Consider the following 20302-nt stretch of genomic DNA (forward strand, 5'->3'; position numbering starts at 1 on the left):
CCGGTGGTATCGAGCTAAGGACCCTGATGAGCACGGAGACGCCCGCACCGGAGCGGCTGACCTACCTGCTGGTCGACGGCGAGAACATCGACGCGACGATCGGCAACTCCATCCTGAGCCGCCGGCCGCACCCCGAGGAGCGACCTCGCTGGGACCGGCTGCTCACCTTCGCCGAGGGCCAGTGGGAGCAGCCGGCCAAGGGGCTGTTCTTCCTCAACGCCTCCTCGGGCCTGCCCATGGCCTTCGTCCAGGCGCTGCGCGCCATCGGCTACGCCACCGTGCCGCTGTCCGGCTCGGGCGACGACAAGGTCGTCGACATGGCCATCATCCGCACCCTGGCCGCCATCCAGGACCGCGCGGCCGACGTCATGCTCGTCAGCCACGACGGTGACTTCGTCGATCAGATGGACCCGCTGGTGGACGGGGAGCGCCGGGTCGGCCTGATGGCCTTCGAGGAGTTCCGCAACCACGGCTTCGCCGCCCTGGAGGCGCGCGGGATGGAGTTCTTCGACCTCGAGCACGACGCCAAGGCCTTCAACACCCGCCTGCCGCGCCTGCGGATCATCCCGATCGAGGAGTTCGACCCGCTGGACTTCCTCTAGGCTCCGGGCGCCTGGACAGGAAGGTCGTTCATGGCCACGCCACCGGACCCGTGGGGCTCCGGACCGCTGTCGCCGGACCCGGTCGAGGGCGCCGACCCGCAGGCGGTCCGTGCCGCCCGCACCCGGGCCCTGCGGTGGGCCCTGGCCGGTGGGGCCGGCCTGCTGGCCATCGGCGCCGTCGTCGTGATGGCCGACCCGTGGAGCCCTCCGTCACCGGACGCGGAGGACGAGACCACCGACGCCGCCCCAGGCCCCACCCGGGTGCCGGTGGACCCCGGGGAGGCGACCCGGGCCTGCCTGGAGGCTGCCGCCCGGCAGGTGGAGGAGCGGTCGGCCGATCCGGTGACGCTGGAGGTGCTGCTGAGGGAGCAGCGGTCGGACCGGTTCTTCCTCGTGGTCGTCGACCAGGGCAGCATCTCCGTCTGCGACCTCACGGGCGCGGACGACGCGGCCGTGACGACCTACTGGAAGGACGACTACGTCACCGAGCCGGAGGACGACGGCCTGGTCTACGACCAGAGCTGGACCTACCCTGTCGACGTGGGTCCGGGCGGCTACCGCACGATCGTGACGGGACGGGTCGGGCCCGAGGTGAGCGGGGTCTCCGTGGTCCTGGTCGACGGCAGGCGCCGTCCCGCCCTGGTGGAGGACGGCTTCTTCGCCACCTCGTGGGCCGGTGCCGCCCAGTTCGTCCCCGACTTCGTGGTGGAGCTGCGTGACGGCGAGACGAGGGACGTCTCCCCATGACCACTTGACAGGTAAGTTTTCGCTTGCCTATGGTCGCGGGGTGGGTGACCTCTACCGTGCACTCGCCGACCACACGCGTCGGGTGATCCTGGACGAGCTCCAGGAGCGCGACGGGCAGACCCTGTTCGAGATCTGCTCGCGCCTGAGCACGCGGCACGGGCTCGGCTCCTCCCGGCAGGCAGTCTCCCAGCACCTCGCCGTCCTCGAGGAGGCCGGCCTCGTCTCGAGCCGTCGCCAGGGCCGCTACAAGTTCCACCATCTGCACACCACCCCCCTACGGGCCATCGCCGAGCGCTGGCCCGCCCCACCCGAGGAGCAGCCATGAAGATCAACCTGACCAGCGTCTTCGTCGACGACCAGGCCCAGGCCCTCGCGTTCTACACCGAGGTACTCGGCTTCGAGAAGCGCACCGACATCCCCATGGGCGAGGTCAGCTGGCTCACGGTGGCCTCACCCGACGACCCAGAGGGCCCGGAGCTCGTCCTGGAGCCCAGCAGCCACCCGGCGGTGGGGCCGTTCAAGGAGGCACTGGTCGCCGACGGCATACCGTTCACCTCCTTCGCGGTGGACGACGTCCACGCGGAGCACGCCCGCCTGAGCGGACTCGGCGTGACCTTCGTGCAGGAGCCCACTGACCTGGGCACGGTCACCATCGCCGTGCTGGACGACACGTGTGGCAACCTCATCCAGATCGCCTCGGTGCCTTGACCGTCACGTTGGACCAAGCGGCACCGCGCTCCAGGACCCAGCACCCGGCCGAACGCCAGAACGACTCTGCCATGTAGGGCGCGGCGGTCGGCCTGCTGCGCCCATTCGGCTTGCACGAGGGCGACCGCACTGACCCCCTGCTTGCAAGGCCGGTTCGTCGTCCGGTGGATTATCCAACGGGACGGTCGAGCACCTGTCTGGTCCGCACGGGATCTGGCCTCTGGAGGTCGCTCCCTGACGAAGGGAGTGGACATGTCAACGATGGCAAGCGGAAGTCCGGAGCAGCGGCGGAAGGCGCCTATCGGCCTGATCCAGCGGCGGTGGTACACCGTGTCCGAGGTCGCGGAGATGCTCGGCTACGGACCGACCAAGGTGCGGATGATGTGCATCAGCGGCGACCTGCGCTTGCTCAAGGACGGCGGGTCCCGGCGCATCCTGCCGGCGTGGGTCGACGAGTACGTCGCCATGCGGGCCGCCGAGGCGGAGGCGGACTGGCCGTGAGCAGGCGAGCCAACATGGAGGGGTCGATCTACCCGTACCGGGACGGCTCGCAGCGCATGTGTGGATCACACTCCCGCGGGCCGGCGGCAGCGCAAGTCGGTCTATGGGCAGACCCGGGCCGAGGTCCATGAGAAGTGGCTGCGTCTGCACGAGCGGGCACGGCGTGGCTCGGTCGTCCCGGTCCCGCCAAGCTGCGCGACTTCCTGGAGCAGTGGCTCAAGGGGACCGTCCGCCCCGGGCTGTCACCGGCCACCGCGAGCAACTACGAGACGTTCACCCGGCTCTACATCGTCCCCGACCTGGGGACCTCAAGCTCGAGAAGCTGGCGGTCCGCGATGTCCGGACCCGGGTCAACGAGCTGCGGGCGCAGTGCCCGTGCTGCTTTCAGAGCAAGGACACCGCGCGGCCGGATCCGCAGTGCTGCGCACGGGGGCAGTGCTGCCACGAGGTCGCCTCGGAGTGGACGGTGCACCAGGCGTGGCGGGTGCTCCGCGCGGGGCGCTGACCCAGGCGATGCGGGAGGAGCTCGTGTACCGGAACGTGGCCGCGCTCGTGCGCGTGCCCGTGCCCCGGGCGAAGCGATCGGCCGTTTGGTCGGTGGACGACGCGCGGCGGTTCCTCGAGTCGGCCCGTGACGCCAAGGATGCGATGTATGCGCCCTACGTGCTGCTCCTCGTGCTCGGGCTGCGGCGGGGCGAGGTGTTTGGGCTGGCGTGGAAGGACGTCGACCTGGAGCGGGGCGAGGCGTACATCGCCTGGCGGGTGCAGCGGGTCGACGGCCGGTTGCTCCGGCGGCGGACGAGGACCCCGTCGTCGGACGCGCCGCTGCCCCTGCCCGACATCGCGGTGCAGGCGCTCGAGCGGCACCGGGCCGACGAGGATCGGCGACGGATCGCCGCCGGCGACATGTGGGGCGACTGCGGCCTCGTCTTCACGACCCGTCTGGGCGACCCGGTCGATCCGCGCAACTTCCACACGGCGTTCAAAACCCGGGCGCGCAAGGCCGGCGTCCCTCTCGTCCCGGTTCACGCCACGCGACGGACCTGCGCGAGCCTGCTCGTCTCGCTCGACGTGCACCCACGCGTGGCGATGGCGGTGCTGCGTCACAGCAGGATCGCGCTGACCATGGGGTCTACTCCCAAGTCTCGTCCCACGCCACGCGCGACGCCCTGCGCCAACTCGGCGGGCGGTTGGGGGAGGCCTCAGCCGGGTAAGAGGGAACGGGCACGGCAGTGCCTTCCCGCGGCCGCGGGAAGGCACTGGCTCTGGGAGAAGTTCCGGGCTTGCCGTGCTCGGCTCACCGTCCCCCGACCCAGTCGTGTCGACGTGGAAGAGCCCTTACTCGACCGGGGTCAGGAGGAACCCACGGGTCTCGCATCGTCCACCGGCTCAGACGGGCCAGCGGGGCGCCACCCAGACTCCAAAGCCACCAGAATTTCATCACGCCGTCCTAAATCACTGGGCCAGGCTCCAACACTGGTGTCCAGAATGAACTCGGCAATCAGGTCATCCTTAGATCCAGGCCACCTGTCATTCAATTCGTCGACTCGCTGTTGACCGACGTGAGTGGCGATGTCAACACCGAGAATGTGTGCCGCAGCCTGCCTGACGTCCATGTCGTATCTGGTCAGTGCTTGGATTCCGGCTGCCGTGTCATAGAGCAGAGACCCCACGGCGCTTGACTCGGCATACCAGTGAACGCACGTCGCTAGATCTCGCGCGTCCTTAAACTCACCGTAGGCATGTCGGTCCAACCAAGCTGCAAGTTTTAGCGCTGCGTATCCCTCGACCGCCGGGATCCGAATTTCAATTCCGCTCGGCAGGACCAAGGGCATCGATCCTGCAAACACCTCACGAAATGCCCAGACACTTAGTGGCTCGCCTCGCCCGTGCGGCGTCACCATTCCGACTGGGTCTTCGACGTCACCGAAAGGCATCAAGTCGGTGACCACGCCGCCAAGCTTGTATCGGATTCCCGTCTTACCAGAGGAATCCAAAGGACGCACGATTTCTTCGTAATCGCCCAAGTCGGAAATCATTATGCCTATGTCAAGGTCACTCGTAAGGGCGAGGCCCTCGACGTGGCCTAGTGCACTGTGGATCACATCTCGACAGCGGGCCCCCACCAGCATTATCCGGTCGGCACTCAGGCCCTGCGACTTCTCCAAAAGATCTTCGACGACCCTATCGGGCAAGTGTAGGAGGCCCGGCTCACATCGACTGAAGTCAGGCTTCATGCGCCACTCGCCACTCCTTGGCGACCTCGGCCAATCGAGGGTCACCGCTAGCGAGAAGATCGGCGTAGACGATGGGCCAAGGCGCCAGTTGTTGACCCTTCAGGTCATGCTGCCCGATTTCCAGTTCGCCGCCCCAGAAGCGGCGTCTTACGAATATGTTGGGATGCTTCTCCGGATCGCGCCTCCACCTATTCACGATAGCAAGTGAAGGATCGAATTGGTCTACGTAGATGGTCAGAGTCCTTTGGCGACCCAAGTAGGTACTCACGGCGGCCTCGCCGCTGACAGCGGGCATTTCCCACATGTCGGTGCCCAGCACATGGGCGGGCGACGGGTCGCCGACAAAACTATCCAACGCGAGCGTTGGTCCAAGTCCCGTGGAGTAGGCGGCCGCCCAAAGTTCCAGCAAATCTCCCGATCGCCGAAGTCCCGAGTTGCCGATGAAACCGGCTTTCTGAAGTTGGCTGAGAGTATCGTGCACGAGTCCAATGGACACGCCGGACGCATCAGCTAAGTCCTGCAAGCGTGCTTGTTCAAGGGTTGGGCGGGTCAGAAGGGCACATATCACTTGGGCACGACGAGCACTGAAGAGGTTCGTCCCCGTTTGAGCGGAGTGGCCTTGACCATCATTTATTTTCTTTTGGACCTGCCCCCGTACTTCTATGTATACGTCCCCAAAGTCCAAATATGCGTTGCCGCCAGTGTCGACGTACTGAATGTGAGCTTCGCGGAACGCAGCTGCGCTTTGAGGGCTAATGCGCACACCAATGACGAGGAGCGGCAGGGAGCGCCAAGAGTTGGCAACCGTGGCAACGGATGCAAGCGTGGGTTGCCGTTTGATCATGACCGCGTATTTCTGACTGCTGGTGCCGCGAGTGAGTGTCGCCACGAAGTCGACTTCGGCTTCTCCGCGCTGCGCCTGCCACCTGGACTTGACGCCGAAGGCGGCGAGGATCGACTGGACGTCCTGCAGCACGCCCTGCTCCATGAGTCTCCTCACTTTCAGTCAAATGCAGGTTTCAGTTTAACTGAAACTCACCCAAGACTGAAACGGCTGTGGGTGGGCCCCGTCCGCGGCGACGGTCCGGTGCTCGAACGCTAGCGTGGTCACGTGGCCCCGGGACACCCGCGACTGACAGACCCCGATGTCCCTCAGTGCCTCGTTCCAGCGGTCCATCGTGTCCCGCTGTCCCTCAGTGCCTCGTTCCAGCGGTCCATCGTGTCCCGCGCTACCAGCCCCGTGGCCTACCACCCCAACGTCCTCATGCATGACGGGGCACCGGGTGACTACCGCCAGAACACCGTCTACAGCGTCCAGCGGATCATCACCTACTACAAGAGCCGCGGCTACCGCTTCACCAACCCCTCCGGCCGGTAGGTAGGCAAAGCCTCCCGAGGCCCACGCACGGTGCAGCCTCACCCTCAGGAGCGCACTTCATGGAGAACATCTCCCTCATCATCCTGCTGGTCATCCTGGTGCTCATCGTGCGGGAGGGCCGGGCGGGCAACCAGATCGTCAGGGCCGACCCGAACATCGAGCTGCAGCCGAGCGAGCGCTTCCGCACCCTCCGGATGCAGCTGCTGGAGCCGTTGGTCGCTGTCGTGGTGGTCGGGTCACTGCTGGTTACCGACCTCGAGCGCGCACCAGGGCACGCGGTCGCCGCGCTCGTCGGCGCGGTCGCCGGCTACGTGTTCGGGGCCTACCGTGCCCGCGCGACCTACGTCGCTGCGGTGCCCGCACACCAGGGCGTGATCCTGCGCTACGGCATCGCGTCGTTCCTCACCCTGGGGCTGTTGCTGGTGATCAATCGTGGCCGAGGACGACCTGTTGCCCGACCGTGAGGTCTTCCGTATCGCCGTGGCGGGACTCCTCGGGTTCCTCCTGATGGAGTCCATCGCTCGGGTGCTGACGCTGGTCCGCTTCTACCGCCGCGACGAGGCAACCATGGCCACCACCGAGGGGCCGGACTCACCGGCTCGACGCAGGTGAGTTATCCCAAGGGTCGGGCCTCGCCACGAGGTCGTGGGTCCGGGAGCGGCCGGCGACATGTTGGGGCGGCTGTGGCATGGTCCTCACAACACGGCTCGGCGACCCGGTCGACCCCCGCAACTTCCACCGCGACTTCAAGCTGCGAGCAGAGAAGGCCGGGGTGCCCGTCCATCCCCGTCCACGCGACACGTCGGACCCGCGCCAGCCTCCTCGTGGCCCTCGACGTGCACCCTCGGGTGGCGATGGCGGTGCTGCGCCACAGCCGCATCGTCCTGACGATGGAGGTCTACTCCCAAGTCTCGTCCCAGGCGACGCGCGATGCCCTCTGCCAGCCGGGCGGGCAGCTGGGTGATCGTCCGGCAGAGGGAACATAGCTCTGACAGGCACGGGACGTAGGACTCAGTTCCCGACCGCCTGCCCTGCCTTCTGCACGTCGTCCCGTGGGGTCATGAACCGACGCACGAGGAACGCGGCCACAAAGCCTGCGGCAATCGACAAAGGCAACCTGACGAGGCTGCTCCAGTCCGTCGTCGTGGCGAGCAGAATCATCATGAACGTGATCACGATGAAGAGCGTCAGGGTAGCCGCGGTGGAGCCCCCCGAGTTGCGAGCTTCAGACATGGCCGCAGCGTAGCCTCTAGCGCCAACCACAGCGACACGCCTGGGGCGCGGCCCCTACACGTCCTTCTCACCGATGTGCTCGAGGAGCTCGCCAACGCCTGCAAACCCGGGATCTGGCCCCTCCCGGGAACCGCTCCTGACCACATACCTGCAGGTCAGACCCATGATTGACGTGTTTGCTGCAGTACTTTGCTGGGGTATCGGGGTATCGGGGTGTCGGAAGGCCCCTCCCGACAAACGAAAAGGGCCTCTGACCTGCGGTGGAGCCAAGGGGACTCGAACCCCTAACCCCCTGCTTGCAAAGCAGGTGCGCTACCAGTTGCGCCATGGCCCCGAGGGGCTGACCAGCGCGGTCAGCCGTTGTTCAGGTGTCGTCGACGGTGTCGGTCGCCTCGGCCCACAGGTCCCGTTCGGCCTGGGCGTCCTGCTGCTTCTTCAGGGCGGCCAGGGCCGCCAGGGCCGCAGCGGTGATGACGAGGAGTCGTCCCTTCATGCTTTCCTCCTGGTGGCTCTCGGCCGCCGTTGAGTGAGGCGGGTGGTGGGCCTAACTGGACTTGAACCAGTGACCTCTGTCTTATCAGGACAGCGCTCTAACCGACTGAGCTATAGGCCCGCGTGCTGCCGCCGGCCCGCTGGACGGTCCGGTCGTGCGACGCATGACGTTACCCCACCGCGGACCGGCCCACCAAACCGGGCCGGTATGCGGTGGCGCACCGGTGGTCACTCGTCGGACAGCGTCAGGTGCATCCCGCCGACGAGCGCCGTGCAGACGTTGTAGAGGAAGGCCGAGAGCGTCGCCAGGGCGGTGAGCAGGATGACGTTGACCACGCCGAAGACGACCGCCAGGGACACGACACGACCGAAGCCGAGGTAGTCCATGAGGTCGAACGTGGAGGCGGAGTCCTCACCTGTGGTGACCGCGATGATGAACTCGTTGAGCGTGGCGAAGACGTTCATGCCGCTGAGCACCGTCCACAGCACGGCGACCGCGACCACCCCGGCGATGCCGAGCGCCACGGACACCAGGAACGAGATCTTCATCACCGACCAGGGGTCGATGCGCTGCACCGTCAGGCGCACCCGCCGCGGGCCGACCGCGCGGCGCTGCCGCGGCGGTCGCGTGCCGCGGGTCCCGGGGGGCGTGCCGCCCTGGGACCGGGTGCGTCCGCTGCCGGCCGAGGCACCCGCCGCAGACCCGGCACCCCCCGCGCCACCGGCGGAGCGGGGCGGTCCGGGGCGGCGTGAGGCCAGGTCACGCCGGGGGGCGATGCGGGCCATGGCGCCGTCCTTCATGGAGGCGGCCTTGGCACGTGCGTCACGGGAGTCTCCGGACTCCTCACGACGGCTGTCGGACTCACCTTTGGCCTGCTGGCCTCCGGGCCGGCTCAGCCGCTGGGTGGCGTCGGAGTCGTCCTCCGACCCGGGCGCGCGGGCGCCGGTGTCGTGCTCCGTGGTGCTCACTCGTCGCCTCCTGTGCCAGCCTCCGGCGGTGCGTCGGACCGCTCCGGGGCGTCGTCGGGCGACACCCGTGCCTCCGACGGTACGCCATCATCCCCCTCAGATGCTGCATCCTGCTCCACCTCCAGCGCCTCGACGGCCTCGGCGAGCTCGCTCTCGGCGTTCCGTGCGACGGCCACGATGGAGTCGCCCTTGCCCGGGGTGGCGAAGATGACACCGGCCGTGTCCCGGCCGGTGACGCGCACCTGGTCGATCGCCGAGCGCACCACGTTGCCGCGCTCCATCACGACCAGCACCTCGTCACCGTCCTCCACGGTGAGAGCCCCAACGAGGTCGCCACCACGGTCGGTGGCCTTGGCGACCTTGATGCCCAGACCGCCGCGACCCTGCTGCCGGTATGCCGTCACGGGGGTCCGCTTGGCCATACCGGACTCGAACACGACGAACACGTAGGGCTCCGTGCCCTCGGCGATGACCTGCATCGAGAGCAGACGGTCCTCACCGCGGAACTTCATGCCGGTCACCCCGGAGGTCGCCCGGCCCATCGGGCGCAGCGCCTCGTCGGTGGCGGTGAAGCGCACCGACTGGCCCTTGACCGACACGAGCAGCACGTCGTCCTCGGCGCTCGCGAGGCCGGCGCTGACCAGCTCGTCACCGTCGCGCAGGTTGACCGCGATGAGCCCGCCGGAGCGCGGCGAGTCGTAGTCGGAGAGCCGTGTCTTCTTGACGAGCCCGTTGCGGGTGGCCAGCAGCAGGTAGGGCGACTGCTCGTAGTCGCGCAGGGCCAGCACCTGGGCGATCTCCTCGCCGGGCTGGAAGGCCATCAGGTTGGCCACGTGCTGCCCCTTGCCCGTCGGCCCGCCCTCGGGGATCTCGTAGGCCTTGGCCCGGTAGACCCGCCCCAGGTTGGTGAAGAAGAGCAGCCAGTGGTGCGTCGAGGTGGTGAAGAAGTGGCCCACCACGTCGTCGGCACGCAGCGCCGCCCCACGTCGGCCCTTGCCGCCCCGGTGCTGCGGGCGGTACTCGCTGACCTTGGTGCGCTTGGCGTAGCCACCACGGGTGATCGTGACGACCACGTCCTCCTCCGGGATCAGGTCCTCCATCGACATGTCGCCGTCGAAGGGCACGATCCGGCTGCGGCGCTCGTCGCCGTACTTCTCGACGATCTCGGCCAGCTCGTCGCTGACGATCTGCCGCTGGCGCTCGGGACGGTCCAGGATGTCCTGGAAGTCGATGATCATCGCCTCGAGGCGGTCGTGCTCCTCGATAATCTTCTGCCGCTCCAGCGCCGCCAGCCGGCGCAGCTGCATGTCGAGGATCGCGCGGGCCTGCAGCTCGTCGATCTCGAGCATCTCGATGAGACCCTCGCGCGCGTCCTCCACCGTGGCGCTGCGCCGGATGAGGGCGATCACCTCGTCGAGCGCGTCCAGCGCCTTGAGCAGGCCCCGCAGGATGTGGATCTGCTCCTCGGCGCGTCGCAGACGGTAGGTCGTGCGCCGGACGATGACCTCGATCTGGTGGTCGACCCAGTGCCGCACGAACGAGGACAGCGGCAGGGTGCGCGGCACCCCGTCCACCAGGGCCAGCATGTTGGCGCCGAAGCTCTGCTGCAGCTGGGTGTGCTTGTAGAGGTTGTTGAGGACCACCTTGGCCACGGCGTCGCGCTTGAGCACGACGACCAGGCGCTGGCCGGTGCGACCGGAGGTCTCGTCGCGCAGGTCGGCGATGCCGCCGAGCTTGCCGTCGTTGACCAGCTCGGCGATCTTCTTCGCCAGGCTGTCGGGGTTGACCTGGTAGGGCAGCTCGGTGACGACCAGGCACTGCCGGCCCTGGATCTCCTCCACCTCCACGACCGCGCGCATGATGACCGAGCCGCGCCCGGTGCGGTAGGCCTCCTCGATGCCCCGACGGCCGAGGATCAGCGCGCCGGTGGGGAAGTCGGGGCCCTTGATGCGCTCGATGAGCGCCTCGAGCAGCTCCTCGCGGGTCGCCTCCGGGTGGTCGAGCAGCCACTGGACGCCCTCGGCGACCTCGCGCAGGTTGTGCGGCGGGATCTGCGTGGCCATGCCCACGGCGATCCCCGCCGAGCCGTTGACCAGCAGGTTGGGGAAGCGCGCCGGCAGGACCTGGGGCTCCTGCGTCTTGCCGTCGTAGTTGTCACCGAAGTCGACGGTCTCCTCGTGGATGTCGCGGACCATCTCCATGGCCAGCGCGGCCATCCGGCACTCGGTGTAGCGAGGGGCAGCGGCCGGGTCGTCCCCGGGGGTGCCGAAGTTGCCCTGGCCGTCGACCAGCGGGTAGCGCATCGACCAGTCCTGGACCAGCCGCACCAGGGCGTCGTAGATCGCCCCGTCACCGTGCGGGTGGTAGTGGCCCATGACGTCGCCGACGACGCGCGCGCACTTGTTGTAGCCGCGGTCGGGGCGGTAGCCGCCGTCGTACATCGCGTAGATGACGCGCCGGTGCACCGGCTTGAGGCCGTCGCGCACGTCGGGCAGCGCACGGGAGACGATGACGCTCATCGCGTACTCGATGTAGCTGCGCTGCATCTCCGCGTTGAGGTCGACGGCCTCGATGCGGTCGGTGATGGCGGGAGTGTTGTCGGTCAACGCGAGTCCTTAGATATCGAGAAAGCGAACGTCTTTGGCATTGCGCTGGATGAACGACCGTCGCGACTCGACGTCCTCACCCATCAGCACCGAGAAGATCTCGTCCGCGGCAGCCGCGTCCTCGACCGTCACCTGCAGCAGCACCCGGCTGTCCGGGTTCATCGTGGTCTCCCACAGCTCCCGGTAGTCCATCTCACCCAGGCCCTTGTAGCGCTGGGTGCCGGTCTCCTTGGGCAGCCGCCGGCCCTGCGCCAGACCGGCCTTGATCATCACGTCGCGCTCGCGGTCGGAGAACGCGAACTCGTGCTCATGGTTGGACCACTTGATGCGGTAGAGCGGCGGCTGGGCGAGGTAGACGTAGCCGGCCTCGATGAGCGGACGCATGAACCGGAACAGCAGCGTGAGCAGCAGGGTCCGGATGTGCATGCCGTCCACGTCGGCGTCGGCCATCAGCACGATCTTGTGGTAGCGCGCCTTCGTGATGTCGAAGTCCTCGCCGATGCCCGAGCCCAGGCCCGAGATCAGCGCCTTGACCTCCTGGTTGGCCAGGATCTTGTCCAGCCGGGCCTTCTCGACGTTGAGGATCTTGCCGCGGATCGGCAGGATCGCCTGGTTGTGCGGGTTGCGGCCGCGCACGGCCGACCCACCGGCGGAGTCGCCCTCGACGATGAAGACCTCGGAGATGGTCGGGTCGTTGGACTGGCAGTCGCGCAGCTTGCCGGGCAGACCGCCCGACTCCAGCAGCCCCTTGCGCCGGGTGGCCTCGCGGGCCTTGCGGGCCGCCATCCGCGCCGCGGCCGCCTGCACCGACTTGCCGACGATCTCGCGGCCCTCCCGCGGGTGGGTCTCCAGCCAGTGGCCGAACTCGTCCGTCATCGCCTTCATGACGAAACCGCGCACCTCGGAGTTGCCGAGCTTGGTCTTGGTCTGGCCCTCGAACTGCGGCTCGCCGAGCTTGACCGAGATCACCGCGGTCAGGCCCTCACGGATGTCCTCACCGGTGAGCTTGGGGTCCTTGTCCTTCAGCAGCCTGTTGTTGACCGCGAAGTCGTTGACCATGCGGGTCAGCGCCGCCCGGAAGCCCTCCTCGTGCGTGCCGCCCTCGTGGGTGTTGATGGTGTTGGCATACGTGTGCACCGACTCGGTGTAGGAGCCGGTCCACTGCATGGCCACCTCGAGGGAGAACATCCGCGTCGTGTCCTCGGTCTCGAAGGCGATGACCTCCTCGTGCACCGGCTCGCTGCGCTTGGAGCGGTTGAGGTGGGTCACGTAGTCGAGCAGGCCGTTGTCGTAACGGTAGGTCACCGTGCGCCCCGTGCCGCCGACCGCCACGTGGGGCCCGTCGGCGTCGACGACCGCCCCGTCGACGAGGTCCTCGTCCACGGCGTCGGGGTCCTCCTCGAGCACCGTGCGCTCGTCGGTGAGGGTGAGCGTCAGGCCCTTGTTGAGGAAGGCCATCTGCTGGAAGCGCGCCCGCAGCGTCTCGAAGTCGAAGTCGACCGTGTCGAAGATGTCGGGGCTCGGCCAGAAGACGATCACCGTGCCCGTCTCGTCGGCGGGGATCTCCTCGTCCATCGACAGCGGGGCCTGCGGCACCCCGAGCCGGTAGCTCTGGCGCCACACGTGCCCGCGCTGGCGCACCTCCACGTCGAGCCGCTCGGACAGCGCGTTCACCACCGAGGAGCCCACACCGTGCAGCCCGCCGGACACGGCATACCCTCCGCCACCGAACTTGCCGCCGGCGTGCAGGACGGTCATGACGACCTCCACCGCGGGCTTCTGCTCCACCGGGTGCATGTCGGTCGGGATGCCGCGGCCGTTGTCGACGACCTGCACCCCGCCGTCGGCGCGCAGCACGATCTCGATGTGGTCGGCGTGTCCTGCCAGCGCCTCGTCCACGGAGTTGTCGACGATCTCCCACACCAGGTGGTGCAGACCCCGCGCGCCGGTGGACCCGATGTACATGCCCGGGCGCTTGCGCACCGCCTCCAGCCCCTCCAGGACCTGGATGGCGTTGGCGTCGTATGCCGGTGCGGTCGCCAGCGAGTCCGGCGCCCCCTCCGGGACGGTCGCCTCGGGCAGCTCCGGCATCGCCGGTGTGGATGGGTGGTCCTCGGGTCCGACAGTGTTCTCGGGCACGGGGCTCCTTCGGCAGGGGGATGGCAGGCCTCTAGTTTAACGGTCCGCGACCCCCGAACGTGCCATCCACAGCCTTCGGACGGCGATTTCAGCCCAGGAGACACCACGGTCCACGGTCCACCATGGACCCGAGGGGCTCAGCGGCCCACAGCCGCCTCTGCCGGATCCGGGTGCCGGCGGTCCGCGGGGACCGTCTCAGCCGTAGGTGTCGCGCGGTCCGGGACCCTGCGAGCGCAGCGGTCCCTTGCGCCAGCTGGGCCCGCCGGGAGCCTTCACGACGATGCTCGTGACGACCTCCGCACCGACCTCGGCGGTGATCCGGGTCAGCACGGAGCTGACGAGCAGGCGCATCTGGGTGGCCCAGGCGGTGGAGTCGGCCTGCACGGTGAGCACCGTGCCCTCGAACGCCACCGGGGTGACGTGGGCGGCCACCTGGTATCCCACGATCGCCGGCCACCGGCCCACGACGGACCCGACCTGCAGGTCCGCCTCCCACCCGCGGGCGGACATCAGCCGGTCGAGCTCGTCGCCGAGGGCCTGCGGGTCGCGGCCGCCCTGGCCGGTGGGGCTGCGCCGCTGGTGCAGCCCCCTGCCCTGCCCGGCCGACCGGGCGGCCTGGCCCGGCCGGAAGCCACGCTCGCGGGCGCCTCGTCGGGCGCGTGCCACAGCGTCCCGCGCCGCCGCCAGCGGGTCGGCCTCCTCGGCCTCGTGCGGCGGCAGCCCCTCGGCCCCCCGGCCGTCCTCCGGTGGTGTCGTCACGACGCCCGCCTGGTGACGGCGCCGTCGGCCACGTCGAAGACCGCGCCGGTGACCAGCTCCGCAGGCACGTCGTCGGGCACCGCCGCCGTGATGAGCACCTGCTCGCAGTCGGCCACGAGCTGCGCCAGCCGCCTGCGGCGACCGCTGTCGAGCTCGGCGAAGACGTCGTCGAGCACGAGCACCGGGTCGGTGCCGAGGTCGGTGCGCAGCAGGCGGAACGCGGCCAGCCGCAGCGCGAGGGCGATAGACCAGGACTCACCGTGGCTCGCGTAGCCCTTGGCCGGCAGGTCACCGAGCGAGAGCACGACGTCGTCGCGGTGCGGCCCGACGAGGCTGACCCCGCGCTCCTGCTCCTGGCGGCGCACCTGCTCGATGGTCGCGAGCACCGCCTGCCCGAGCTCCTCCTGCTCTGGCACCTGCCCCTGGGCCAGGGCCTCGGCGACCTCCGCGTGCAGGGAGGACCGGTAGGTCGCGAGCACGGGCGTGTCCGCGTCGCTGATGGTGCGGTAGGCGTCCTGCAGGTAGGGCCCCAGGTCACGCAGCAGGCGCAGCCGGGCGTAGGTGAGGGCGGCACCGACCTGCGCCAGGTGCGCGTCGAACACCGTGAGGGTGGACAGCGCCGACTCCCGGGCGTCCTCCAGCGACTCCCCGGGGCCCAGCCGGGGCGCCGGCGCACGCCGTCGCGAGGAGCGTGGGTCGCGCCACAGCGCGGCGCCCGACCTCAGCAGGGCGTTGCGCTGCTTGAGCGCCTTGTCGTAGTCGGCACGCACCCCGGCCCAGCGGGGCTGGCGGGCCACGAGCAGGTCGTCCAGGAAGCGGCGCCGCTCCGAGGGGTCGCCCTTGACCAGGGCGAGGTCCTCCGGCGCGAAGAGCACCGTGCGCAGCGTGCCGAGCACGTCCCGCTGCCGGGTGAGCGCCGACCGGTTGAGCCGGGCGCGGTTGGCTTTCCCGGGCACGATCTCCAGCTCCACCAGCGAGGTGCGCCCGTCCCGCACGACCTCGGCCCGCACGACCGCCGAGGTGGAGCCGAAGCGCACCAGCGGGGCGTCCTGGGCCACCCGGTGGCTGGCCAGCGTCGCGACATACCCGGCAGCCTCGACGAGGTTGGTCTTGCCCTGTCCGTTGCGTCCCAGGAAGGTCGTCACCCCGGGGCCGAGGTCCACGGTGACACTCGGGTAGCTGCGGAAGTCGGTGACGGACAGGCTCGTCAGGTGCACAGGGGGTCCGGTATGCCGGCGCTCAGGTCTTGTCGGCCTCGCCGGAGCCGGAGGTGGGCCCGGTGGGGTCGTCGGTCGCGCCCGCCCCGGACGACGGACCGGCCTCGTCCGCCTCCTCCTCGCGGTGCCCCGACGGCGGCGTCCGCTCGCCGTCGCCCTTGGGCTCCGCGCCCTCGTGCACCTCCTCCTGGCCCTCCTCGAGCTCGGCCTCGAGCATGCGCACGTGGTGCCCGCCGAACTCGCCGCGCAGCGCGGCCACCGCCTGCATCGCCGGGGAGTTCTCCTGGCGCGAGGCGAACCGGGCGAACAGCGCCGCGCTGATGACCGGCATGGGCACGGCGTGGTCGATCGCCTCCTGCACGGTCCAGCGGCCCTCCCCGGAGTCGGTGGTGTACTCGTCGATGCCCTTCAGCCCCGGGTTGTCCTCCAGGGCGTTGACCAGGAGGTCCAGCAGCCAGGAGCGCACCACCGTGCCGCGGCTCCAGGCCTCGAAGCAGCCCTTGACGTCCTTGACGATCTCCTTGGCGGTGAGCAGCTCGAAGCCCTCGGCGTAGGCGTGCATCAGGCCGTACTCGATGCCGTTGTGCACCATCTTCGCGTAGTGACCGGCTCCGACGTCGCCGGCATGCACGAAGCCCTCGCGCCGCGGGCCCTCCGGGCGCAGCGCGTCGAAGATCGGCATGACCTGCTCGACGTGCTCGGGGCGGCCACCGCACATCAGGCCGTAGCCGTTGTCCAGCCCCCAGATGCCGCCGGAGACACCGCAGTCGACGTAGCCGACGCCCTTGGCCGCCAGCTCCGCGTCGTGCCGCTCGTCGTCAGTGAAGTGGGAGTTGCCGCCCTCCACCACGATGTCGCCCTCGTCGAGCAGCTCGCCGAGCGCCTCCACGGTGCTGTGGGTGGGACCGCCGTGGGGCACCATCACCCACACGACGCGGGGCGCCTCCAGCGCCTTGACCATGTCCTCCAGGCTGTCGACGTCCCGGACGCTCTCGTCCAGGTCGTAGCCGAGGACCTCGTGGCCTGCGCGGCGCAGCCGCTCGCGCATGTTGCCGCCCATCTTCCCCAAACCGATCATTCCGAGCTGCATCTGCCGTCCCTTTCGGTGTCGTCGTGCGTGTCGGTGGTCGGTGCCGGGCACCTCATCCCGCGAAGCGCACCGGCATCAACACGTAGCGGTAGGTCTCGTCGGAGTCACCCTCCGACTCGGCCTGACCGGAGATCACGCACGGTCGTGACGGCTGGGTGAAGGCCATCCGGGTGTAGTCGGTGCCCAGTGCCCCGAGTCCGTCGAGGAGGAACTGCGGGTTGAACGCGCTCTCGATCTCCGGTCCGGTCAGCGACGCCTCGATGGCCTCGCTGCCCTGTGCATCGTCCCCCGTGCCGGCCTCGATCGCGACCTGACCATCCGTGAAGCGCAGCCGCACCGGCGTGTTGCGCTCGGCCACCAGGGCGACCCGGCGCACCGCCTCGATCAGCGTGCCCGTGTGCATCACGGCAACGGTGTCCACGCTCGAGGGGAAGATCGAGGTGACCTTCGGGTACTCCCCGTCCAGCAGCCGCGTGGTGGCCCGCCGGGAACCGGCCTCGAAGCCGATGAGCCCGTCGCCGTGGTCGGCGTCTCCGAGGGCGACGTCGATGGAGCCGGCCGCACCGAGCGCCTTGGCGGTCTCCGAGAGGGTGCGGGCCGGGACGAGCGCCACGTGCGAGGCCTCCGGCGAGGAGGGGTGCCAGGTGAGCTCACGCATGGCCAGGCGGTAGCGGTCGGTGGCCAGCATGGTGACCTTGTCGCCGTCGATCTCGACACGGACCCCGGTGAGGATGGGCAGGGTGTCGCCGCGGTCGGCGGCCACCGACACCTGCGCGACGGCCTGGGTGAAGGCCGGCCCGGGGATCGTCCCGCTGGACTCCGCCGGCGAGGGCAGGTTGGGGTAGTCGGCGACCGGCATCTGGATGAGCGAGAAGCGGCTGGACCCGCAGGACAGCTGGACCTTGGTGCCCTCGGCCGAGATCTCCACCGGCTTGGCCGGGAGGTTGCGCGAGATGTCGGCGAGCAGCTTGCCCAGGACCAGCACCGTGCCACCTTCGGCGACGTCGGCCTCGACGGTCACCGTGGCGGAGATCTCGTAGTCGAAGGCGGACAGCGTGAGGGTGCCCTCCTCGTCGGCCTGGAGGCGCACACCGGCCAGGACCGGCACGGGCGGGCGGCTGCTCAGGCCGCGCACGACCCAGGCCACGGCCTCGGCGAGCACGTCGCGCTCTACACGGAACTTCACGTCAGCCCTCTTCGCATCGTCACGGACTCGGCCCGTCCTCGGACCACAGGTGAAGGATGACATTAGCCGTGAGCCGCTGCCCCGCCAACCCGTGGACGTTCTTGTGGTTCACGCCGTCCGGGCGGTTGTCCCCAGGGACGTGGGACGGGATCCCGGGATGATGAGGACTCGTCATCGTCGTAGGGGCTGTGGACGGAGTGGACAACCTCGTCCCGGCGCAGGTCGCCCGGTGCGATCGGGGTGTGCACAGGGGGTGGAGGGCGGCGGTGGACGAAGCACGGTGCCTGGGGAGCGCCGGCGTCCCTCCACAGGCAGTTGACGCCGGACCACCGGCTTGTCCGCATCCGGACCGCCTCTGCGCGCAGGTTGTCCCCAGGCCGTGTGCACGCCGCCGACTCCGGGCGGACACGTGACATATCGTTGAACCTTCAACCACTACCCACAGTGTTGTCCACAGGGTGGGGACAACCTGGGGCACTCCGAGGTCCTGGCGGGTCGCAGGGCGTCGAGGCATCCACATGGGCGGTGGACGGACCCCCTGACGCCCGTGGACACGGCCGCTGCCGGCGACGGGCCTGGCGGCAGGGTCAGCGGGCAGCGGCCTTGCGGATGGTGCCGGTGAGCTCGGTGATCTGGTCGAACAACGCCCGGCGCTCGCCGATGAGCTGGCGGATCTTGCGCTCGGCGTGCATGACGGTCGTGTGGTCGCGTCCACCGAACTCCTGGCCGATCTTGGGCAGCGAGAGGTCGGTGAGCTCGCGGCAGAGGTACATCGCGATCTGCCGCGCGTTGACGAGGGTGCGCGAGCGCGACGTCCCGCACAGGTCGTCGACGCTGATGCGGAAGTAGTCGGCGACCTCGGTCATGATCGTCTGTGCCGTGATCCGGCCGGACTCCGCGTTGGGGATGATGTCCTTCAGGACGTGGGCCGCCAGGTCCCGGTTCGGGGGCTGGCCGCTGAGCGAGGCGAAGGCGGTGACCCGGATGAGGGCGCCTTCCAGCTCGCGGATGTTGGTCGTGATCTTCGTGCCGATGAGCTCGAGCACGTCGTCGGGGGTGGTCATCCCCTCCTGCGCGGCCTTCTTCTTGAGGATCGCGATGCGGGTCTCGAGGTCCGGCGGCTGGACGTCCGTGAGCAGTCCCCACTCGAACCGGCTGCGCAGCCGCTCCGCGAAGCCGGACAGCTTCTTCGGCGGCTGGTCGGAGGTGATGACGACCTGCTTCTCGCTGTTGTGCAGGGTGTTGAACGTGTGGAAGAACTCCTCGACCGTCTGCTCCTTGCCCTGCAGGAACTGGATGTCGTCGATGAGCAGGAAGTCCACGTTGCGGTACCGACGCTGGAAGGCGCCGGCCTTGTCGTCGCGGATGCTGTTGATGAAGTCGTTGGTGAACTCCTCGGAGTTCACGTAGCGCACCCGGGTCTCGGGGTAGAGGTTGCGGGCGTAGTGGCCGATGGCGTGCAGCAGGTGGGTCTTGCCCAGGCCCGACTCGCCGTAGATGAACAGCGGGTTGTAGGCGCGGGCCGGCGACTCGGCGACAGCCAGGGACGCGGCGTGCGCGAAGCGGTTGGAGGAGCCGGAGACGAAGGTGTCGAAGGTGTACTTCGGGTTCAGCCGGGAGTCACCGTCGGTGGTGGTCGCCACCCCCACCCCCGCGTGCCGCGGCGGAGGGCGCAGCTCGTCGGTGTCGCCGCCCGCGGGCAGGGAGCCGTCGGGCAGGGAGCCGTCGGTGCTCGCCTCGACGGGTGCGACCCCTGCGGCGACGCCGTTGAGCTCGTGCGGGTGCGGCGCTCCCTCGCCCTCCACCTCGCGCCGCAGCTCGTCGTCGACGGTCACCGCCAGGCGCACGTCACGGTCCAGGTTCTGGGACAGGGCCCGGCTGACCGGGAGCCGCAGCGAGGTCTCGAGCGTCTCCTTGGTGTGCGAGTACGGGACGGCGAGCAGGGCCGTGGAGTCGAGCAGGCCGACGAAGCGGGTGAGGCGCAGGAAGGCCCTCTCACGAGGGGCGATGCCCGAGGAGTCGAGCTGCTCGACGACGCGAGCCCAGATGACCGGGTAGTCGAGCTGCTCCTGAGACATCGTTGCGACGCGTCCTTACTCTGTCGTCGGGCGTACGGTCAGGCGCGCCTGCCGGCCCCGCTGGTGCGAGTATGCGGCCACGACACCCCTCGTCCACAAGGTTATCCACAACCTGTGAATAAACTGGTGGACAAGGGACCGGAAGTGGCGACCGTAACAAGGGCCGGACGCCCCGGCAAGTGGCGGCGACACCCACCATGTCACGACTCTGCTGCTCCTCGGCGTGTCGCCGCTGGGCGACGGCTGCGGCAGGTGAAGATCTGAGGTTCAGTGGAGCGCAGGACGAGGGCCTCGCGCGGTTTGACCAGTGTGTCTGGCCTCGCGTACCGTGGTCGCTGCCGTTGTGTCGGCCGTTTTCGC

Annotated in this window: 20 protein-coding genes and 2 tRNA genes; 9 read left to right on the forward strand and 13 right to left on the reverse strand. The window is 69.1% G+C overall.

Annotation, left to right across the window (positions count from 1 at the left end):
- The first annotated feature begins 26 nt into the window (after nucleotides 1–26).
- The 6 genes from LVO85_RS08890 (at nucleotide 27) to LVO85_RS08915 (ending at nucleotide 4115) form a co-directional block, all read left to right on the forward strand.
- The gene (locus LVO85_RS08890; RefSeq protein WP_232747071.1) at nucleotides 27–602 is read left to right on the forward strand and encodes an NYN domain-containing protein; all 576 of its coding nucleotides are present in this window, start codon (nucleotides 27–29) and stop codon (nucleotides 600–602) included.
- A 30-nt stretch (nucleotides 603–632) separates the two neighbouring features.
- Nucleotides 633–1349, forward strand: a complete 717-nt coding sequence (locus tag LVO85_RS08895) for a hypothetical protein (protein WP_232747072.1) — start codon at nucleotides 633–635, stop codon at nucleotides 1347–1349.
- A gap of 40 nt (nucleotides 1350–1389) precedes the next feature.
- A complete protein-coding gene (locus LVO85_RS08900) occupies nucleotides 1390–1674 on the forward strand; it encodes an ArsR/SmtB family transcription factor (protein WP_232747073.1) in 285 nt (94 codons plus the stop codon).
- Nucleotides 1671–2057 (forward strand): VOC family protein, encoded by a 387-nt coding sequence (locus LVO85_RS08905; RefSeq protein WP_232747074.1) that lies wholly within the window; start codon nucleotides 1671–1673, stop codon nucleotides 2055–2057. Before LVO85_RS08900 ends, LVO85_RS08905 begins: the two co-directional genes overlap by 4 nt.
- A 252-nt stretch (nucleotides 2058–2309) precedes the next feature.
- Nucleotides 2310–2558 carry a helix-turn-helix domain-containing protein gene (locus tag LVO85_RS08910; RefSeq protein ID WP_232747075.1) on the forward strand — a complete coding sequence of 83 codons (249 nt, stop codon included), beginning with the start codon at nucleotides 2310–2312 and terminating at the stop codon, nucleotides 2556–2558.
- A 477-nt stretch (nucleotides 2559–3035) separates the two neighbouring features.
- Nucleotides 3036–4115 (forward strand): site-specific integrase, encoded by a 1080-nt coding sequence (locus tag LVO85_RS08915; protein ID WP_232747076.1) that lies wholly within the window; start codon nucleotides 3036–3038, stop codon nucleotides 4113–4115.
- 669 nt (nucleotides 4116–4784) lie between these two features.
- On the opposite strand, the gene LVO85_RS08920 is transcribed toward LVO85_RS08915, so the two are convergent.
- Complete coding sequence (locus tag LVO85_RS08920) at nucleotides 4785–5783, reverse strand: type IV toxin-antitoxin system AbiEi family antitoxin (RefSeq protein WP_232747077.1); 999 nt, start codon at nucleotides 5781–5783, stop codon at nucleotides 4785–4787.
- Nucleotides 5784–6014: 231 nt separating this feature from the next.
- On the opposite strand from LVO85_RS08920, the gene LVO85_RS08925 reads away from it, so the two are divergent.
- Genes LVO85_RS08925 through LVO85_RS08935 form a run of 3 tightly spaced genes read left to right on the forward strand, consistent with a single transcriptional unit; the run spans nucleotide 6015 to nucleotide 6785 of the window.
- On the forward strand, nucleotides 6015–6173 hold the full coding sequence (locus tag LVO85_RS08925) for a hypothetical protein (protein ID WP_232747078.1): 159 nt from the start codon (nucleotides 6015–6017) through the stop codon (nucleotides 6171–6173).
- Between the two features lie 59 nt (nucleotides 6174–6232).
- Entirely contained in the window at nucleotides 6233–6637 is a 405-nt protein-coding gene (locus tag LVO85_RS08930) for a hypothetical protein (protein ID WP_232747079.1), read from the forward strand.
- Nucleotides 6606–6785 (forward strand): hypothetical protein, encoded by a 180-nt coding sequence (locus LVO85_RS08935; RefSeq protein ID WP_232747080.1) that lies wholly within the window; start codon nucleotides 6606–6608, stop codon nucleotides 6783–6785. Before LVO85_RS08930 ends, LVO85_RS08935 begins: the two co-directional genes overlap by 32 nt.
- A gap of 399 nt (nucleotides 6786–7184) precedes the next feature.
- Here LVO85_RS08935 and LVO85_RS08940 read toward each other — a convergent pair whose 3' ends face one another.
- The 12 genes from LVO85_RS08940 to dnaA all read right to left on the reverse strand — a co-directional run bounded on the left by LVO85_RS08940 (nucleotide 7185) and on the right by dnaA (nucleotide 19942).
- Nucleotides 7185–7406 carry a hypothetical protein gene (locus LVO85_RS08940; RefSeq protein WP_232747081.1) on the reverse strand — a complete coding sequence of 74 codons (222 nt, stop codon included), beginning with the start codon at nucleotides 7404–7406 and terminating at the stop codon, nucleotides 7185–7187.
- Nucleotides 7407–7667: 261 nt separating this feature from the next.
- Nucleotides 7668–7740: transfer RNA gene (locus tag LVO85_RS08945), tRNA-Ala, on the reverse strand.
- 30 nt (nucleotides 7741–7770) lie between these two features.
- Nucleotides 7771–7899, reverse strand: coding sequence for a DLW-39 family protein (locus LVO85_RS08950; protein ID WP_232747082.1), 129 nt, complete (start codon nucleotides 7897–7899; stop codon nucleotides 7771–7773).
- Between the two features lie 43 nt (nucleotides 7900–7942).
- Nucleotides 7943–8019 (reverse strand) — tRNA-Ile (locus LVO85_RS08955).
- A 107-nt stretch (nucleotides 8020–8126) separates the two neighbouring features.
- Nucleotides 8127–8867, reverse strand: a complete 741-nt coding sequence (locus LVO85_RS08960; protein WP_232747083.1) for a DUF3566 domain-containing protein — start codon at nucleotides 8865–8867, stop codon at nucleotides 8127–8129.
- Nucleotides 8864–11413, reverse strand: a complete 2550-nt coding sequence (gyrA, locus tag LVO85_RS08965) for a DNA gyrase subunit A (protein ID WP_232747369.1) — start codon at nucleotides 11411–11413, stop codon at nucleotides 8864–8866. The genes LVO85_RS08960 and gyrA overlap by 4 nt, the downstream gene beginning before the upstream one ends.
- Before the next feature lie 69 nt (nucleotides 11414–11482).
- The gene (gyrB, locus tag LVO85_RS08970) at nucleotides 11483–13564 is read right to left on the reverse strand and encodes a DNA topoisomerase (ATP-hydrolyzing) subunit B (RefSeq protein ID WP_232747370.1); all 2082 of its coding nucleotides are present in this window, start codon (nucleotides 13562–13564) and stop codon (nucleotides 11483–11485) included.
- A 243-nt stretch (nucleotides 13565–13807) separates the two neighbouring features.
- On the reverse strand, nucleotides 13808–14371 hold the full coding sequence (locus LVO85_RS08975) for a DUF721 domain-containing protein (protein ID WP_232747084.1): 564 nt from the start codon (nucleotides 14369–14371) through the stop codon (nucleotides 13808–13810).
- A complete protein-coding gene (locus LVO85_RS08980) occupies nucleotides 14368–15588 on the reverse strand; it encodes a DNA replication/repair protein RecF (protein WP_232747085.1) in 1221 nt (406 codons plus the stop codon). The genes LVO85_RS08975 and LVO85_RS08980 overlap by 4 nt, the downstream gene beginning before the upstream one ends.
- Nucleotides 15589–15610: 22 nt before the next feature.
- Nucleotides 15611–16678, reverse strand: a complete 1068-nt coding sequence (gene gnd / locus LVO85_RS08985) for a phosphogluconate dehydrogenase (NAD(+)-dependent, decarboxylating) (protein ID WP_232747086.1) — start codon at nucleotides 16676–16678, stop codon at nucleotides 15611–15613.
- A gap of 52 nt (nucleotides 16679–16730) precedes the next feature.
- The gene (gene dnaN / locus LVO85_RS08990; RefSeq protein ID WP_232747087.1) at nucleotides 16731–17864 is read right to left on the reverse strand and encodes a DNA polymerase III subunit beta; all 1134 of its coding nucleotides are present in this window, start codon (nucleotides 17862–17864) and stop codon (nucleotides 16731–16733) included.
- Between the two features lie 587 nt (nucleotides 17865–18451).
- Entirely contained in the window at nucleotides 18452–19942 is a 1491-nt protein-coding gene (gene dnaA, locus LVO85_RS08995; RefSeq protein WP_232747088.1) for a chromosomal replication initiator protein DnaA, read from the reverse strand.
- Nucleotides 19943–20302 lie beyond the last annotated feature (360 nt).

The sequence above is a fragment of the Ornithinimicrobium sediminis genome, from assembly GCF_021272345.1.
In the GTDB taxonomy this organism is placed as follows: domain Bacteria; phylum Actinomycetota; class Actinomycetes; order Actinomycetales; family Dermatophilaceae; genus Ornithinicoccus; species Ornithinicoccus sediminis_B.

What these genes read in the sequence shown, in the direction of transcription:
- gnd (WP_232747086.1), bottom strand. Translation starts at nt 16,678, where the DNA reads ATGCAGCTCGGAATGATCGGTTTGGGGAAGATGGGCGGCAACATGCGC.
- LVO85_RS08920 (WP_232747077.1), bottom strand. Translation starts at nt 5,783, where the DNA reads ATGGAGCAGGGCGTGCTGCAGGACGTCCAGTCGATCCTCGCCGCCTTC.
- dnaA (WP_232747088.1), bottom strand. Translation starts at nt 19,942, where the DNA reads ATGTCTCAGGAGCAGCTCGACTACCCGGTCATCTGGGCTCGCGTCGTC.
- LVO85_RS08910 (WP_232747075.1), top strand. Translation starts at nt 2,310, where the DNA reads ATGTCAACGATGGCAAGCGGAAGTCCGGAGCAGCGGCGGAAGGCGCCT.
- LVO85_RS08950 (WP_232747082.1), bottom strand. Translation starts at nt 7,899, where the DNA reads ATGAAGGGACGACTCCTCGTCATCACCGCTGCGGCCCTGGCGGCCCTG.
- LVO85_RS08890 (WP_232747071.1), top strand. Translation starts at nt 27, where the DNA reads ATGAGCACGGAGACGCCCGCACCGGAGCGGCTGACCTACCTGCTGGTC.
- LVO85_RS08930 (WP_232747079.1), top strand. Translation starts at nt 6,233, where the DNA reads ATGGAGAACATCTCCCTCATCATCCTGCTGGTCATCCTGGTGCTCATC.
- LVO85_RS08940 (WP_232747081.1), bottom strand. Translation starts at nt 7,406, where the DNA reads ATGTCTGAAGCTCGCAACTCGGGGGGCTCCACCGCGGCTACCCTGACG.
- LVO85_RS08895 (WP_232747072.1), top strand. Translation starts at nt 633, where the DNA reads ATGGCCACGCCACCGGACCCGTGGGGCTCCGGACCGCTGTCGCCGGAC.
- LVO85_RS08905 (WP_232747074.1), top strand. Translation starts at nt 1,671, where the DNA reads ATGAAGATCAACCTGACCAGCGTCTTCGTCGACGACCAGGCCCAGGCC.
- gyrB (WP_232747370.1), bottom strand. Translation starts at nt 13,564, where the DNA reads ATGCCGGAGCTGCCCGAGGCGACCGTCCCGGAGGGGGCGCCGGACTCG.
- gyrA (WP_232747369.1), bottom strand. Translation starts at nt 11,413, where the DNA reads ATGCAGCGCAGCTACATCGAGTACGCGATGAGCGTCATCGTCTCCCGT.